The organism is Hymenobacter canadensis (genome assembly GCF_027359925.1).
GTDB lineage: Bacteria > Bacteroidota > Bacteroidia > Cytophagales > Hymenobacteraceae > Hymenobacter > Hymenobacter canadensis.
The window spans coordinates 59,944-74,865 of record NZ_CP114767.1 but is presented as its reverse complement, the minus strand read 5'-3'; the positions used below and the strand labels follow the sequence as shown (position 1 = coordinate 74,865).

The following is a 14,922-nucleotide window of genomic DNA, read 5'->3' as shown; positions in this document are numbered from 1 at the left end:
TGGAGTTTTTGCTGATTGTACTATGCCTTCTGCACTAACCCAGTTCTTTCAGCACCACGCCACTAACCTACCCGACCCACGCCTGCTGCACTACGAGTTGCCGGCCTGGATTCGTTTTGACCTGCAAGGCCCTCTTTCGCCTAAGGATGCCGGCTATTTTGCCCAGGTTTTGCACCGCGCCACCACCCTGTTCGCCGCCGCCTTCGCGCCGACCGATGAGGTGCTGCTGGTGTATCAGGAGCACCGCTACAAACGCCACCGTATCCGCAGCAATAGCTACCTGTTCCGGCAGTTAGGCATTCGCAAGCGTGACGTCACGTTTCAGAAACGATGGGCCCGACCTAGCCAACTGGCGTACCACGAAGGACGTTGGATCCAGGCTCTTTACACTACGCTTGCGGCCCGGATACCGTACCGGACGCTGCTAGCGGCCATCAGCTACCAGGATTTTCCAGACCAGAATAAAACGGCTATTCACGGGCTGTTCTACTTTTTCAACCAGACCACGGGGCTCATTTTCTACATGTATGATGACCGTGGGATACTTGTCAGCAGCAACACACCCGAAATAACCCGGCCTTTATACCAAGAATACAACGACTGGATTCTTGACTTTGACCGGGGAACCATAGACGCGCTGTTTTCAGAAGCTGCTTCTACAAAATCCTGAACGCAACAACGCCCGGCCAACTTGGCCGGGCGTTGTCGTTCACAGGAAAACCCAAACAGGTTACTGCTTGGCGTTCGACATCAGCTCCACGATTTCTTCCGAGATGCCGGTGGTGCTGAAGCCACCGTCGTGCATGAGGTTCTGCATGGTTACGTAGCGGGTCAGGTCCGAGAACAGGGAGATGCAGTAGTCAGCGCAGGCTTCGGCCGGGGCGTTGCCCAGCGGCGAAAGGCGGTTGGCGTACTCGTAGAACGCATCGAAACCGCTGATGCCGGTGCCGGCCGTGGTTTTGGTCGGCGACTGCGAGATGGTGTTCACGCGCACTTTCTTGAGCTTGCCGAGGCGCTGACCGTAGCTGCGGGCAATGCTTTCGAGCATGGCCTTGGCCTGCGACATGTCGGTGTAGTCGAGGAAGGCGCGCTGGGCGGCAATGTAGCTTAGGGCCACGGCCGAGCCCCACTCGTTGAAGGCATCCTGCTTTTCAGCCACCGCCAGCATCTTGTGGAACGACAGGGCCGACACGTCGAGCGTTTTCTGGTACCACTCGTAGTTCAGCTCACCGTAGTGCTTGCCCTTGCGGATGTTGGCGCTCATGCCAATGCTGTGCAGCACAAAATCGAGCTTACCGCCGAGGTTCTCCTGCGCGCCCGAGAACAGCTTCTCCAGGTCCTCCATGGAGGTAGCATCGGCCGGGATAATCAGGGCGTCGCACTGCTCGGCGAGTTTGTTGATTTCGCCCATGCGCATGGCCAGCGGGGCGTTGGTGAGCACAAAGCGGGCACCTTCGGCGTGGGCCTTCAGGGCTACTTTCCAGGCAATGGATTCTTCGTTCAGCGCGCCGGAAATAATACCGACTTTGCCCGCGAGCAGGTTATTAGCCATATGGGGAGTTCAGAGGTGTAGTGGTTGGAACTACAAAAGAGGCAAAAAAATATAGAACGTCACGTTACAGTGGCTTGAATAAAAAGAACGTCATTCCGAGCAAAGCGGAGCGTAGTCGAGGAATCTCGCGTGCTGACGTTGTGGTAGTATTGATTTTACCACACTAGCAAGATTCCTCGACTACGCTCCGCTTCGCTCGGAATGACGTTCTGGAATTTCTTTCACCTACTACCCCGCCATTTCCACCCCGCGCAACGCCAGCAGCTCGCGGGCGCTATGGTAGGCGTGCTGGCTGGGGTTGGCGCCGGAAATCATCTGGGCAATTTCCTGGATGCGTTCCTCCTGGCTGAGCTGGCGGATGCGGCTCACGGTGCGGTCGGCGCGGTCTTCCTTATACACGAAGTAGTGCGCGTCGCCGGCGGCGGCCATCTGGGGCAGGTGGCTGATGGCAATGAGCTGGTGCTTTTTGGCCATCTGCTGCATCATACGGCCCACTTTCACCGCAATTTCCCCGCTGATGCCCGTGTCGATTTCATCAAACACGATTGTCGGCAACGCCGTCTTATCGGCCAGCATGTACTTGATGCACAGCATCAGGCGCGAGAACTCGCCGCCCGAGGCGGCCTTGCTCAGCGTCTGAGGCTGGGCGCCCTTGTTGGCCGTAAACAGGATGCTCACCACATCAATGCCGCTGGTGGCGGGGGCACTTTCTTGGTGCTGCACCACAATGCGCGAGTTGGGCATGCCCAGATCAGCCAGCAGCGCAGCCAGCTCCTTCTCAAACTTCGGAAACACCTTGCGGCGGGCTTCGGAGAGGCGCGTGGCCTGCTTGGTTACGGTGGCCAGCGCGGCGTCGGCGTCGCGGCGCAGGCGCGTAATCTGGCGGTCGAGGTTGAGCACGGAGCTTACCTTGTCGCGCAGGTCGGAGCGCACGGCCAGCAGCGCCACCACGTCGCGCACCTGATGCTTGCGCTGCAGGCTATAGAGCACGTTCAGGCGGCCCTGCAGCTCATCGATGCGGGCCGGGTCGCCTTCGGTGCGGCGCTCGGCAGCTTCTATTTCGTCGGCAATATCGTGCAGCTCAATCAGGCAGCTATCGAGGCGCAGCTTCAGCTCGCGGGCCTGCTCCGAGTAGCTGGCAATCTGGCCCAGCAGCGTGGCGGCTTCCTTCATGCCGCTGGTGGCGCAGTACTCGCTTTCGGTGAGGCTTTGCAGGGCGTGGGTGAGCTTGTACTTGATTTCCTCGGCGTGCTCCAGCTCTTTCACTTCCTGCTCAAGCTCGTCCTGGCGCTCGTTGTCGAGGCGGGCGTCTTCCAACTCCGTCAGCAGAAAGCTATGATAGTCAAGCTCCTTATTGGCCTGCGCCACCTGGTCCTGCAGCGTCTTCAGGTCGGCTTCCAGCTTGCGGTACTGGCGGTAGGCATTGCTGTATTGGCCCCGCGTGGGCACCAGCCCGGCGTACAGGTCCAGCAGATTCAGCTGAAACACGGCATCCCCAAGCAGCAGCGTGTCGTGCTGCGAGTGGATATCCATGAGGTTGGCCCCAATGTGGCGCAGGGTTTCCAGCGTCACGGGTGTATCGTTCACGAAGGCCCGGCTCTTGCCGGCGGGGCTGATTTCGCGCCGCAGAATGCACTGCGCGTCATAATCGAGGTCTTCGGCCTCGAAAATATCCTGCAACTGGTAGCTGCTGATATCAAACTGGCCCTCAATCACGCACTTCTTGTCGGTGTCGAAGAGCATGCGCGAGTCGGCGCGGTTGCCGAGCAGCAGGCCGATGGCGCCCAGCATAATGGACTTGCCGGCCCCGGTTTCGCCGGTGATGATGTTGAGCAGCGCCGAAGGTTGCAGTTGCAGCTGCTCAATCAGGGCGTAGTTGCGGATGCGAAGGTCAATGAGCATAACAAACCAAGTGAAGGCCGGACTCCCGGCCGTAGCTGCCAAAAAACACGCGCTACGGACCGGCACAAGCCAGCCGGGTCTAGTAGCTTTAGCAAAGCTACTAGTTCACTTAGTCAATTGCCAATAAAATTTGCTTACGGATTTTTTCGGATGAGGACGAATTCATCGGATTTTGTGGATGACTCGGCTTGAAACCATTCCTGGGCCGGATTTAGAAAATTTGCACTGCTTGAAAAGCCAATCAGCCGGTAAACTTTAAAAGTCGCTTGTGCAGCAGGCCGGCAGAATTTCGTCCACAAGATCCGACCAATCCGTCTAATCCGAAAAATCCGTGATTAACGCAGCATGGCCTGGTACTTGGCCGAGTTGGTGGGGTCTACTTCCGTGAGCAGGGTGGTGAGGCGCTGCTTCTGCTGAGCATCGGGCGAACTGCGGAAGATGTTGGCAATTTCGTCGGCCTTGGTGTCGAAGAAGGCGCGGGCCAGCAGCGTGCCGGGGCGGCGGATAGCCGCTTTCTGCACCCCTTCCAGCGCGCCGTAGATGCTGGCGCGGGCTTCTTCGGGCTTTTCGATGAATACATCGAGCCCCTGCCGGTAGTAGGCGTAGATGCCCGTGCGGATGGCTTCCAGCTGCGGGTCCTGCAGGTTGTTGAGCAGCCAGTAGCGGTTGCGCGACTGCCCGTCCTTCCAGGCGTCGTCCTGCTCATTGGTGCTGGTCTGCGACGAGGCATTCTGCACCACGATGCGGGCCCGGTCGTAATATGGCGAGCCGCTCAGGCGCGCAAAGCTGTCCTGGTCGATGCCGATGGTGAGGTAGGCGTAGAAGGTCAGCAGCGACGACAGGTTGCCCACAAAGTTGTTTTCCGAGAAGTCAATCGGGTTCTGGGGCGAGTAGTTGAAGACGAAATTCCGGTCGGCAAAGGTGAGCAGGTTGGTTTCGTAGCCGGTGCCGTACACCGGCCGCGACGACACGATGCGGGCCGTGGCCTTGAACTGGCCGTTCTGCGGAATTTCGGTGATGCCCACAAAAATGCGCATCCGAATCCGCTCCTCGGGCCGGTAGGTCTGGCTGGTGAAGGAGCGCGTGTTCAGAAACGCCTGCATGTCGTTCTGCATCTGCTGCACCAGCTGGCGGTCGGAGATGGTCACGTTTTCGGTGGTGACGCGCACCTCGGCCTGGATTTCCTGGGCCTGGGTTGGGCGGGCCAGCAGCGCAACGAAGGCAAGCAGCAGAGCAGACAGCGACAGATTATACTTCACGAGGCAGGAGGGCAAGAACGGCAGCAACAATATCCCGGGCCACTTCGGCCTTGGGCTTTACTTCAAAGATACGGGATTCGCCCTGCGCGTCGAGCAGCGTCACTTTGTTGGTATCGTGGCGAAAACCGGCCCCGGCGTCGCGCAGGGAGTTCAGTACCACGAGGTCGAAGTTCTTGCGGCGCAGCTTGTCCAGGGCGTGAGCTTCCTCGTTGTTGGTCTCCAACGCAAAACCCACCGAAAATTGTTCGGGCCGCTTGGTTTTCCCCAGTGTGGCCGCAATGTCCACGTTCTTCACCAGGTCCAGCGTGAGCGTATCGCCGGACTTTTTGATCTTCTCCACCGCCACCTGGGCCGGCTTGTAGTCGGCCACGGCGGCGGCAAACACCCACACATCGGCCGCGGGCGCCAGGGCGGCGGCGGCGGCATACATCTGGTCGGCGGTTTCTACGCGCTGCGTGCGGATGCGCGGGTGCGCGGGGTCGGGCAGGTTGGTGGGGCCGCTGACGAGCGTGACGTCGGCGCCGATGGCGGCAAAGGCCTCGGCCAGCGCGTAGCCCATCTTACCGGTGCTGTGGTTGCCGATAAAGCGCACGGGGTCCAGCGGCTCGTAGGTAGGCCCGGCAGTGAGGAGAACACGCATACTAGTGTTGAGTGACTGTCATCCTGAGCCTGCGAAGGACCTTATCACGCTTGGACGGAGATTGTCCTGGAGTTACTCAAATGTGATAAGGTCCTTCGCAAGCTCAGGATGACAGAAGGATTTAACGATTAAAAAACCGCTCCAGCTCCACCACAATATCCTCGGGCTCCAGCATGCGGCCGGGGCCGGAGAGGCCGCTGGCCAGCTCGCCGGCCGGCGAGTCGAGCACGAGGTTGCCGTAGCCGCGTAGGGTGGCCAGGTTGGCGGTGGTGGCGGGGTGGGCATACATGTCGAGGTCCATGGCGGGGGCCAGCAGCACCGAGCAGCGCGCCGACAGGTACACGGCATCGAGCAGAGAGTCGCAGAGGCCGTGGGCGAAGTGGGCCAGCGTGTTGGCCGAGGCCGGCGCCACCAGCAGCGCATCAGCCCACAGGCCCAGGTGCACGTGGTTGTGCCACTCGCCGGCGCGCTCGTCTTTCAGGAAGCCCTGCAGCACCGGTTTTTTGGAGAGCGTGCCCAGCGTGAGCGGCGTCACGAAGGCGGCCGCGGCGGGCGTGAGAATCACCTGTACCTCGGCCCCGGCCTTCACCAGCAACCGCACCAGCGGCGCGGCTTTGTAGGCGGCAATGCTGCCGCACACGCCCAGTAAGATCTTGCGCCCCTGTATCACGGATTTAACGGATTTTTCGGATTTCACGGATGGTGCTGGCGGTGCCTGCTAACGAAACACGTCATGCATAGCGAAGCGAAGCATCCGGCCAGGGCAGTAAAATTACTACGCTGGCGAGATGCTTCGCTCCGCTCTGCATGACGTGCTTTGCTGGATAGCCAAAAAGCTGACTAGCCTTCGATAACGCGCAGGTTGCCGTTCTCGTCGAACTCCGACGGCGTGCGGTAGTGAATTTTGCCTTCCAGGAATTCCTCGATGGCTAGGTTCGTAGGCTTGGGCAGACGCTCGTAGTGCTTGCTGATTTCGATCTGCTCGCGGTTCTCGAACACCTCTTCCAAGTTATCCACGGTGGTAGCAAACTCGGCCAGCTTGCCGTTCAGCTCCTCTTTCAGCTTCACCGAAATCTGGTTGGCGCGCTTCGAGATGATGGCAATCGACTCGTACACGTTGCCGGTTTCGTTGGCAAATTCCGACATGTTGCGGGTCACGATAGAGGCGGACAGGTTGTTGGGTGCTTTCATGATGCTAATGTGCTGATTTTTGAGGTGTTGATGTGCTGAAGCGCTGATTTTTTTGATGAGTAAGTTTGTGCTGGAAGTTAGCAGCCAGCACGTCTACCCATCAAAAATCAGCACATCTATTTGGCCGCTGTTGGTTCGGCGGGCTTGAGCTTGGCGGCTTGGGCCTGGGCGTCGATGAACATCTTCTCGGCCTCCTTCAGGCGGCGGCTTTGCGGATAGGTATCGATGAAGTGCTGGTAGAACGACTGCACCTCCAGGTACCGTTCGCGCTGCTTCTCTTCCACGCTTTCGCGGGCCAGGTCATACTGCGCGCTTACCTTCAGGTATTCGGCTTCTTCGTTGAAGGCCGAGGCCGGAAACTGCTGCTGAAACCCACCCAAGGCCACTACGGCCGACTGGTAGTAGCGCAGGTTATAGTAGAGCTTGGCGCCCTGATAGGCCTTCAGCTCTAGCTTTTTCTGCAGCTCCTGCGACATATTCTCGGCCTCAGGCCGGAACGTGCTGGTGGGGTAGCGGTTGATGAACTCCTGAATGGACTCCAGCGCCGAGTAGGTATTGGTCTGGTCCAGCTCCCACTCCGGCGAGTCGCGGAACAGCGACTTGGCCTGCAGGAAATTGGCTTCCTCGGCGTACTGCGAGTTGGGGTAGGTATCGGCGAAGCTCTTGAAGTAGTAGGCGCCTAGCGTGTAGTTGCGCTGCCGGAAATTGGTGTTGGCGAAGTAAAACTCCGCTTTCTCCGCTTCGGGGCGGCCTTTGAGCAGCGGCAGCAGGTCTTCGAGCAGGGTGCCGGCTTTGAAGTAGTCGCCCTTCTCGTAGTACTGGATGGCCGCTTCGTACTTCTTGTTCACGTCGCTGCTCTTGAGCAGCTTCTGGTAACCGGTGCACGCGCCGAGCAGCAGGGTGCTCAGCAGCAGAACAAAAAGGGTCGGGCGGAAATAGTGCATAAGGGGCGCAAAGGTAACGGTTTCTGCCTGAATGGCTGAAGGGTTTGTGGTTTGGGGTGGCAGCAGCCTCTGTCGTGGCCGCTCACGGCCCCGGGAAGCTACTTCCGGGCCGGTGTGGCGGGCCTAGCCGGCGCTTTGAGTGGGACCTTGGCGGGGGCTGCCCCCCGCACCGGCGCTTTGGGTTTCGGTTTGGCGCTGGCCTTGGCGGGCGTTTTGGCTTTGGTTTTCGGTTTGGCTTTCACCGCCACGGCGAAGTGTTTGCCCAACACCATGCGGCGGGTCGGGCGTTCCGTGGGGCGCCAGCGGAAGTCTTTCAGCTTTTCGTCTTCGGGCTTGAGTTCATGCGGCGGGATAAAGCTGGCGTCGGGGTTGGTGAGGAAGCTGATGGTTTGCAGCTTGCCCTCGGCAAAGCGCAGCGCCATCGTCGAGGACAACGCTTTGTTCATACCGCTCACCGCCGTGTCGCCATCAAGAGCATAGTAGAGGCTCTCAGCGTTGCCAAGCACGTCCACTTTTTTTATGGAGTTGGCCTGGAAGTAGGCCACCATGTTGCGCCCCTTCACCTGGTTGTAGTTCAGCAGCGTGTCCTGCCCGATGATGAACGAGTTGGCGTACAGGCGCATCTGGTCCAGCTTGCCGTTGCGCTGCCGGATCTGCATGCTATCGGCGGTGAGCTGGTTTTTCTCGTTCCAGAGGATCGGGTTCTTGTTGAGGTAGATGATGGAATCCTGCCGGTCGTAGGTGAGCGAGTCGGCGCGGCCCTGCAGGTTGGAGCGGAAAATTTTGGCCCGTGGAAAGGCATACAGCACCCCAGCCGCGTTCAGCGGCGGGCGGCCCTCCTGGCTGATAAGCGTATCGGCGGCGAGGTAGAGCGTGTCTTTGCCCGAAATGTTGCGCATCACCGGGGCGCCGTACACCTTGGTGCGGCCCCGCGCCCGCCAGTAGCGCCCCACGTCGCCCCGAATCACGAGGTTGTCTTTCTTGCTGGTCATCGAGACGTGGCCGGTGGCCACGCCATACTGCCGGGCTTCGTCGTACACCAGCCGGTCGCCGCCCAGCAGGTAGTTGGGCGTCTCGATTTTGGCGTTTTTCTGGAAGTTGGAAACCCGCGTGATGGTGTTGTAGGTGCCGTTTTCGGCGTAGAGCGTGCCCTGCTGCCCCTTGATGCGGGTGGGTCCCAGGAAGGTGGCAATCTTCGACACCGTATTGTACTGCAGCGTGTCGGTATCGATGACGTTGTCTTTGGTAACCAGCTTCACGTCGCGCTTGAAGCTGAACACCTTGCTGGCGGTATTATAGTAGCCGAAGCGGCTGTCGAGCGTATTTTCGGGGTCAACGAGGTGGCCGCCGGTGCTGTAGTAGGCCAGGTTGCGGTTCAGGTCGTAGTCGAGGGCCTGGGTGGTGAGGGTCATGCGCGGGTCGCGCATGGTTACGTTGCCAGTGATGCGGGCCTTGCGGGTGTCGCCGTCATAAGTGCCCCGGTCACCGGTGATGGTGATGGTGTCGTTCTGGATGATGCGCACGTTGCTGAAGGCCTCCAGCGCGTTTTTATCCAGATACTGGTAGGCCGAGTCGCAATAGAGCAGCGTGGTGCCCTGCCGAAAGCTCACGTTGCCGAGCAGCTTGCGGATTTCCACGCCGTTGAACGTGCCGCCCACCAACCGTTGGGTGCCCGGCAGCAGCTCGATGCGGGAGCCCTTGGGCGGCGTGGCAGCCGTGACCGGCCGGGCGCCTGGCCGCTGCTGGGCCACGGCAAAGGCGGGCAGCAGGGCCAGCCACAACAGAAAAAGTTGCTTGGGAAAGGTCATTTCAGCGCGAAGGTACGGAACCTGCCCCCTAACGCCATCAGCCCGCACTTCGTGTAAGCAATAGGTATTAAGTAGGTAGGGCGCGCCGTCCGCACTTCCCATCGATTCCGGGCAACGACGGGCGGAGACGAGCTCTGCACCCTACTGCCCGGAAATCATGCCCCGCATGGCCGGCACGTTGTCGGTTTCGATGGCGTCGGGCAGGGTACCAAGCAGGCGCTTGACGGTGCCGGCTGAGCGCCCCCCGAACGTGACCACCTGCAAGCCAGCGGCGTGGGCCTGCCGGGTGTTTTCCAGACTTACGATGTCTTTGCTGAGCACAATAGCCTGCACCTGTAGCCCTTTGGCCGCCTGCAGGCCGGCTGCAAAGTTGTCGGTGACTTCCAAACCCAGCTGCACGCCCGGCAGCTCGCGGCGCAGCAGGGCCAGCGTGGGCTGGTGGGTGGTCAGGATAAGCAACCGATCCGCAGGCCAGGGGTAGCGCTTCAGCAAGCGGCCCAGGGCCCGGGCCAGCACCGGTGCCCGCCAATAGGCATCATCGGGGCGGCAGGCGTCGGCGTGGTGCAGGTCGAAGTGCAGGTAGGGGTGCTGGCCCTGCGTGCGGCTCAGCAGACTTTCCAGCGTCTGCAGCTTCTCATCCTGGAACCAGTCGTAGGGGAAGCCAGCGCGGTAGGGCAGCTGCTGGAGCTCCGCCGCCAACTTCTCGCTGATGCATCCTGCCCCGGTCGTCAACGTCTCCAGCTTGGCGTCGTGATAGAGCATAATGACGCTGTCCTGGCTGAGTTGCAGGTCCATTTCCAAACCGTCGGCGCCGCGGTCCAGGGCCTGCTGCAGGCTGGCGGCGCTGTTGGGCGGCAGCGGGTTGAAGGGGTTGATGGGCGTCAGGAACGCGGAGCCGGCGTGCCCGATGACCAGCGGCCGGTAGCCGGCAGGCAGCGTGGGGGCGGTGGTGCAGGCGGCGGGCAGTAGCAGCGCCAGCCCCAGGCTGGCTCGGCCCAGCAGGGGCCGCAACCAAGTAGTAAAAAAAACAGGCATAGAAGATCAGGCGAATAAAACTCGCCGGCCCAAGATAACCCACCGGCCGGCAAACAGCCGACCAAGCCGTACTTTTACGCCTCGCTTATCCTTGCTTCCCCTCCCCCATGCTCGACCAGGTCCGCCGCTACATCACCGAACACGCTCTTTTCAACCTGGAAACCGACACGCTGCTGGTAGCCGTGAGCGGCGGTCAGGACTCGGTGGTGCTGGCCGAGGTACTGCACCAGCTAGGGGCGCGGTTTGCGGTGGCGCACTGCCACTTCGGGTTGCGCGCCGAAGAAGCCGACGCCGACGAACAGTTTGTGCGCAAGCTGGCCAAGAAGTACGAGGTGCCCTACTTCGTGGAGTTCTTCCAGACCAAGGCCTTTGCCGAGCAGGAAGGCATTTCGACGCAGATGGCGGCCCGGGCGCTGCGCTACGAGTGGTTCGAGCGAATCCGGCAGATGCAGGGCTACAACTACATAGCCACTGCCCACCACCAGCGCGACGCCGCCGAAACCATGCTGCTCAACCTCACGCACGGCACCGGGCTGGCCGGTCTGCACGGCATTCCGCCCAAAAACGGCTACCTCGTGCGGCCGCTGCTGAGCGTGGCCAAGCCCGAGCTATTTGAGTACCTCGTGGAGCACCACTTGATCTGGCGCGAAGACGCCTCCAACGACAGCCCCGTGTACCAGCGCAACCGCCTGCGTCAGGAGGTGCTGCCCGTGCTGCGCGACATCAACCCCAACCTCGACCAGACCCTGCAGTTCACGGCCGAGCGGGTGGGCGGGGCCGAGGAAATCGTGCGCCGCTACGTGCAGGACACTGCCGCTGAGGCCCAGCGCATCGAGGCCGACGCCACGTATCTGGACATCCGGCTGCTGCAAAAAACGGCCGCCACCACGCTGGTGCTCCATGAACTGCTGCGGCCGTTTGGGTTCAGCTTTCCGGTGGTGAAAGATATTGTGGCCGCCTTTCCGGCCGAGCCCGGCCGCCGCTTCGAGTCGCCGACGCACCGGTTGGTGAAGGACCGCGAGCAGCTGGTCATCACTCCGCGCAACCTCACCAAGTTCGGCACGCACCAGCTGCAGGCCGGCCAGGAAGTACTGAAAATCGACGGGCTGCACCTGCGCCTGGAGCTGCAGGAAGTGACGGAAGCGTTTGAGGTGCCGCGCGGCAAAGCCGTGGCCGCCCTGGATGCCGACGCGCTGAAATTCCCGCTTATCGTGCGGCCCTGGCAGGAAGGCGACTGGTTTATGCCCATCGGCATGAAAGGCAAAAAGAAGCTCAGTGACTTCCTCATCGACCAGAAAGTGCCCCTCAACCTCAAAGACAACGTGCAGGTGCTCTGCTCCGGCGACGGCAAAATCGCCTGGGTCATCGGTTTCCGCCCCGACGAGCGGTTCCGCGTGAACGACGACACCGAGCGGGTGCTGGTGGTGAAACGGATGTAGAGTTTAGTGCTTAGTGCCTGGTGCTTAGTGCTTAGGAAGTTGGCTATTATTGTCTGCCTGCATCTTTAATTGCCTAAGCTATACGCAGTAAGCACTTAGCTCTGCCTCAAACCTCCACCTAAGCACTAAGCACTAAGCACCAAGCACTATCTTTACGCTTATAACGTAACCCTCACCCAATTCCTCACCCGATGAAAGTTACCGTAGTTGGGGCTGGCAACGTGGGCGCAACCTGCGCCGACGTATTGGCCACCCGCGAAATTGCCAACGAAATCGTACTGGTTGACATCAAGGAAGGCTTCGCCGAAGGCAAGGCCCTCGACATCTGGCAGAAAGCCCCCATCATCGGCTACGACTCGCGCACGGTAGGCGTGACCAGCGACTATGCCCGCACCGCCGACTCCGACGTGGTGGTGATTACCTCCGGCCTGCCCCGCAAGCCCGGCATGACCCGCGACGACCTGATTTCGACCAACGCCGGTATCGTGAAGTCGGTGACCGAGCAGGTGGTGAAATACTCGCCCAACGCCATCATCATCATCGTGTCGAACCCGCTCGACGTGATGACCTACCAGGCCCACCTCACGTCGGGTCTGCCCCGCGAAAAGGTATTCGGCATGGCCGGCATCCTGGACACGGCCCGCTACCGCGCCTTCCTGGCTGAGGCCCTGAACGTGAGCCCCAAAGACATTCAGGCAGTGCTCATGGGTGGCCACGGCGACACCATGGTGCCCCTGCCCCGCTACACCACCGTGGGCGGCATCCCCGTAACGGAGCTGATTGATAAGGCTACCCTCGACGCCATCGTGCAGCGCACGGCGCAGGGCGGCGGCGAGCTGGTGAAGCTGATGGGTACCTCGGCCTGGTACGCGCCCGGCGCGGCTGCCGCTCAGATGGTAGAGGCCATCGTGCGCGACCAGCGCCGCGTGTTCCCGGTGTGCATCAAGCTGGAAGGCGAGTATGGCATCGACGGCGTGTACCTGGGTGCTCCGGTTATCCTGGGCAAAAACGGCATCGAGAAAGTTATCGAGCTGCAGCTGAACGACGAGGAAAAGGCGCTGCTGGAAACCTCGCGCGGCCACGTGAAAGAAGTAATGGACGCGCTGGACAACATGAGCAAGGCTTCGGCCTAAGCTTCTCCAGCCTCTGAATAGAAACCGGCCGTTCTGCGCAAGCAGGGCGGCCGGTTTTGCGTTCAGCCGTAGCGCGAACTTTGTAGTTCGCGTCTGCGCGCCGTTTGGAGTCGTTGGAACGGCGTGGGGGCGCGAACTACAAAGTTCGCGCTACTACTCGGCGGCTCCCTGAGAAGCTGTTTGACTCAATTTACGGGCAGGCAGCGCAATGTAGAAACGCAATACTTTGCGTCTCGTCGTTGAACGGTACCAGAACCGCGCCGGCTAAACAACATCAGCAACGACGAGACGCAACGTGTTGCGCCTCTACACCTTTCAACCAGCTAAACAGCTTCCGCAACGGCTATACAACCATAGAGCCGGAGTGTGGCCCTATGCAGGCAACCCGGTTGCCGCAGTTCCAGTCTGTTGCTTCTGATACAGTTATTGCGCCTTTCTCTCCCATGCTATACCAGATACCGATGAAAGCTCTCCTCCTGAGTGTATGGCTGCTGCTGACCGCCGCCACGGCCACCCTGGCACAGCCAACACCCACCGGCATCCGGCCGCTCGACCAGCTGGTGACTGCCATCAACACGAAATCGGTGGAGCCGCTGCAGCCATTTCTGAGCAGCGAAACCCGCGTGGGAAGCCTGCCCGCCACTTATACCCCGCAGCTGCTGGCGCAGCTCATTCCCGGCTTCGGGCCCGTAGAAAACGTGCGGCTGGTGCGGCAGACGCCCGAGGGCGCCAACACACGTTACGTGTGCGCCTTCACCCGCCAGGGCACGGAGAAGGAGTACGACTTTCTGATAACTCCCGAAGCCAGGTTTCTGGAGCTGAACCTGGCCAAAGCCAGCGTGAAGAAGATTGCCACCGCCTCCGCTACCCTGGAGCTGACCACGCCGCCCGCCGTAACCGTGCCGATGCGCCTGATGGATGGCCTGATTGTGGTGGAAGCCGAGGTAGACGGCCGCCGCGGCAATTTCCTGCTCGATTCGGGGGCGCCGGCCCTGATGCTCAACCAGCGTGAGTTTGCCGCTAACTCCGGCGAAACCACCGCTACGGCCGGCGGCATGCGCGGCGTGAACGGCAGCATGGGCAGCTACTCCTACCACACCACCCAAAGCTTCGACTGGGCCGGCATCCGGTTCCAGAACCGCGAGGTACCCACCTTGGATTTGTCGAGCCTGGAACAACGGCTGAATGGGATGAAGCTGCTGGGCCTCATCGGCTACAATCTGCTCGACCAGTACGCCCTCACCCTCGACTACCGCGCCGCCCAGGTGCAGCTCCGCAAGCCCGACCCCGCCCCTGCCGGCCCTGCGCCGCTGCTGAGCGTGCCCTTCACCCTACGCGGCCACCTGCCCATACTGGAAGCCACCGCCGCCGACCAGACCTGGCAGCTGGCCCTAGACTCCGGCGCCCAGTACAACCTCTTCGACCAGCAATACGCCCCCATTTTCCAGAAAACGCTGCGCAACAAGGAAAATGTCACGCTGCAGGGCGCCGACAACCTGTCGCGCACGGTGGTGAGCGGGCAGGTGCCGGAGCTGCAGGTGGGCAGCAAGCTGACTTTCCGCAACCAGCACACGGTGTTCACCGATATTTCGCACCTCAATAGCCGGCCCGGTCAAGCACCGGTGCAGGGCCTCGTGGGCTATCCATTCCTAAGCCAGTACCGCACTACCATCGACTTTGTAAACAAGCAGGTGCGGTTTTATAACTGGTGATCGAAGTACGGAAATATGAAGAGATTAGAAGCTAGTAAGTTAGATTCACATTGACTACTATCTAACATTTCCTCTTAAACCATAACAATCATGAGAAACGCCCTTATTATAATACTGTTGCTACAGTGCTTTTTTAGTTATGGGCAAAAATCAGTCAGCACAGATTATATCTTAATTCATGATATTAAACCAGGAATATCTAAATCAGTATCTCCTATGCTTATAGGCAAAGATGTAAAGTCTGACGATTACGAAGTTCTTAGGTTCGAGGTGACGAAGAGTACACTTTCTGAAATGACCAATCACA

At 60.3% G+C, this 14,922-nt stretch carries 13 protein-coding genes; 4 read left to right on the top strand and 9 right to left on the bottom strand.

Annotation, left to right across the window (positions count from 1 at the left end; genetic code table 11):
- Positions 1 to 22: 22 nt before the first annotated feature.
- Positions 23 to 670, top strand: coding sequence for a DUF3885 domain-containing protein (locus tag O3303_RS00335; protein WP_269560082.1), 648 nt, complete (start codon positions 23 to 25; stop codon positions 668 to 670).
- Between the two features lie 60 nt (positions 671 to 730).
- Here O3303_RS00335 and O3303_RS00330 read toward each other — a convergent pair whose 3' ends face one another.
- From O3303_RS00330 to O3303_RS00290, 9 genes are all read right to left on the bottom strand, one after another.
- On the bottom strand, positions 731 to 1,552 hold the full coding sequence (locus tag O3303_RS00330) for an enoyl-ACP reductase FabI (protein WP_269560081.1): 822 nt from the start codon (positions 1,550 to 1,552) through the stop codon (positions 731 to 733).
- 228 nt (positions 1,553 to 1,780) lie between these two features.
- Complete coding sequence (gene recN, locus O3303_RS00325) at positions 1,781 to 3,454, bottom strand: DNA repair protein RecN (RefSeq protein ID WP_269560080.1); 1,674 nt, start codon at positions 3,452 to 3,454, stop codon at positions 1,781 to 1,783.
- A 335-nt stretch (positions 3,455 to 3,789) separates the two neighbouring features.
- A complete protein-coding gene (porD, locus tag O3303_RS00320) occupies positions 3,790 to 4,713 on the bottom strand; it encodes a type IX secretion system protein PorD (RefSeq protein WP_269560079.1) in 924 nt (307 codons plus the stop codon).
- Positions 4,703 to 5,353, bottom strand: a complete 651-nt coding sequence (locus O3303_RS00315; RefSeq protein ID WP_269560078.1) for a phosphopantothenoylcysteine decarboxylase — start codon at positions 5,351 to 5,353, stop codon at positions 4,703 to 4,705. Before O3303_RS00315 ends, porD begins: the two co-directional genes overlap by 11 nt.
- 121 nt (positions 5,354 to 5,474) lie before the next feature.
- Positions 5,475 to 6,050 carry a flavoprotein gene (locus O3303_RS00310; RefSeq protein WP_434086410.1) on the bottom strand — a complete coding sequence of 192 codons (576 nt, stop codon included), beginning with the start codon at positions 6,048 to 6,050 and terminating at the stop codon, positions 5,475 to 5,477.
- Positions 6,051 to 6,193: 143 nt separating this feature from the next.
- Positions 6,194 to 6,544, bottom strand: coding sequence for a DNA-directed RNA polymerase subunit omega (locus O3303_RS00305; RefSeq protein ID WP_269560077.1), 351 nt, complete (start codon positions 6,542 to 6,544; stop codon positions 6,194 to 6,196).
- A 116-nt stretch (positions 6,545 to 6,660) separates the two neighbouring features.
- Positions 6,661 to 7,488, bottom strand: a complete 828-nt coding sequence (locus tag O3303_RS00300) for an outer membrane protein assembly factor BamD (protein ID WP_269560076.1) — start codon at positions 7,486 to 7,488, stop codon at positions 6,661 to 6,663.
- 98 nt (positions 7,489 to 7,586) lie between these two features.
- Entirely contained in the window at positions 7,587 to 9,296 is a 1,710-nt protein-coding gene (locus O3303_RS00295) for an OstA-like protein (protein ID WP_269560075.1), read from the bottom strand.
- Between the two features lie 141 nt (positions 9,297 to 9,437).
- The gene (locus O3303_RS00290) at positions 9,438 to 10,331 is read right to left on the bottom strand and encodes a glycerophosphodiester phosphodiesterase (protein ID WP_269560074.1); all 894 of its coding nucleotides are present in this window, start codon (positions 10,329 to 10,331) and stop codon (positions 9,438 to 9,440) included.
- 107 nt (positions 10,332 to 10,438) lie between these two features.
- Here O3303_RS00290 and tilS point away from each other — a divergent pair, with 107 nt between their 5' ends.
- From tilS to O3303_RS00275, 3 genes are all read left to right on the top strand, one after another.
- A complete protein-coding gene (tilS, locus tag O3303_RS00285; RefSeq protein WP_269560073.1) occupies positions 10,439 to 11,770 on the top strand; it encodes a tRNA lysidine(34) synthetase TilS in 1,332 nt (443 codons plus the stop codon).
- Positions 11,771 to 11,961: 191 nt separating this feature from the next.
- Positions 11,962 to 12,903, top strand: a complete 942-nt coding sequence (gene mdh / locus O3303_RS00280; RefSeq protein ID WP_044001171.1) for a malate dehydrogenase — start codon at positions 11,962 to 11,964, stop codon at positions 12,901 to 12,903.
- 461 nt (positions 12,904 to 13,364) lie between these two features.
- Positions 13,365 to 14,615, top strand: coding sequence for an aspartyl protease family protein (locus O3303_RS00275; RefSeq protein ID WP_269560072.1), 1,251 nt, complete (start codon positions 13,365 to 13,367; stop codon positions 14,613 to 14,615).
- Positions 14,616 to 14,922: the final 307 nt, after the last annotated feature.

Excerpts from the sequence above, each read along its gene's own strand:
- O3303_RS00335 (WP_269560082.1), top strand. The coding sequence starts at position 23 with ATGCCTTCTGCACTAACCCAGTTCTTTCAGCACCACGCCACTAACCTA.
- recN (WP_269560080.1), bottom strand. The coding sequence starts at position 3,454 with ATGCTCATTGACCTTCGCATCCGCAACTACGCCCTGATTGAGCAGCTG.
- O3303_RS00275 (WP_269560072.1), top strand. The coding sequence starts at position 13,365 with ATGAAAGCTCTCCTCCTGAGTGTATGGCTGCTGCTGACCGCCGCCACG.
- mdh (WP_044001171.1), top strand. The coding sequence starts at position 11,962 with ATGAAAGTTACCGTAGTTGGGGCTGGCAACGTGGGCGCAACCTGCGCC.
- O3303_RS00300 (WP_269560076.1), bottom strand. The coding sequence starts at position 7,488 with ATGCACTATTTCCGCCCGACCCTTTTTGTTCTGCTGCTGAGCACCCTG.
- O3303_RS00315 (WP_269560078.1), bottom strand. The coding sequence starts at position 5,353 with ATGCGTGTTCTCCTCACTGCCGGGCCTACCTACGAGCCGCTGGACCCC.
- O3303_RS00305 (WP_269560077.1), bottom strand. The coding sequence starts at position 6,544 with ATGAAAGCACCCAACAACCTGTCCGCCTCTATCGTGACCCGCAACATG.
- O3303_RS00330 (WP_269560081.1), bottom strand. The coding sequence starts at position 1,552 with ATGGCTAATAACCTGCTCGCGGGCAAAGTCGGTATTATTTCCGGCGCG.
- tilS (WP_269560073.1), top strand. The coding sequence starts at position 10,439 with ATGCTCGACCAGGTCCGCCGCTACATCACCGAACACGCTCTTTTCAAC.
- O3303_RS00290 (WP_269560074.1), bottom strand. The coding sequence starts at position 10,331 with ATGCCTGTTTTTTTTACTACTTGGTTGCGGCCCCTGCTGGGCCGAGCC.
- O3303_RS00295 (WP_269560075.1), bottom strand. The coding sequence starts at position 9,296 with ATGACCTTTCCCAAGCAACTTTTTCTGTTGTGGCTGGCCCTGCTGCCC.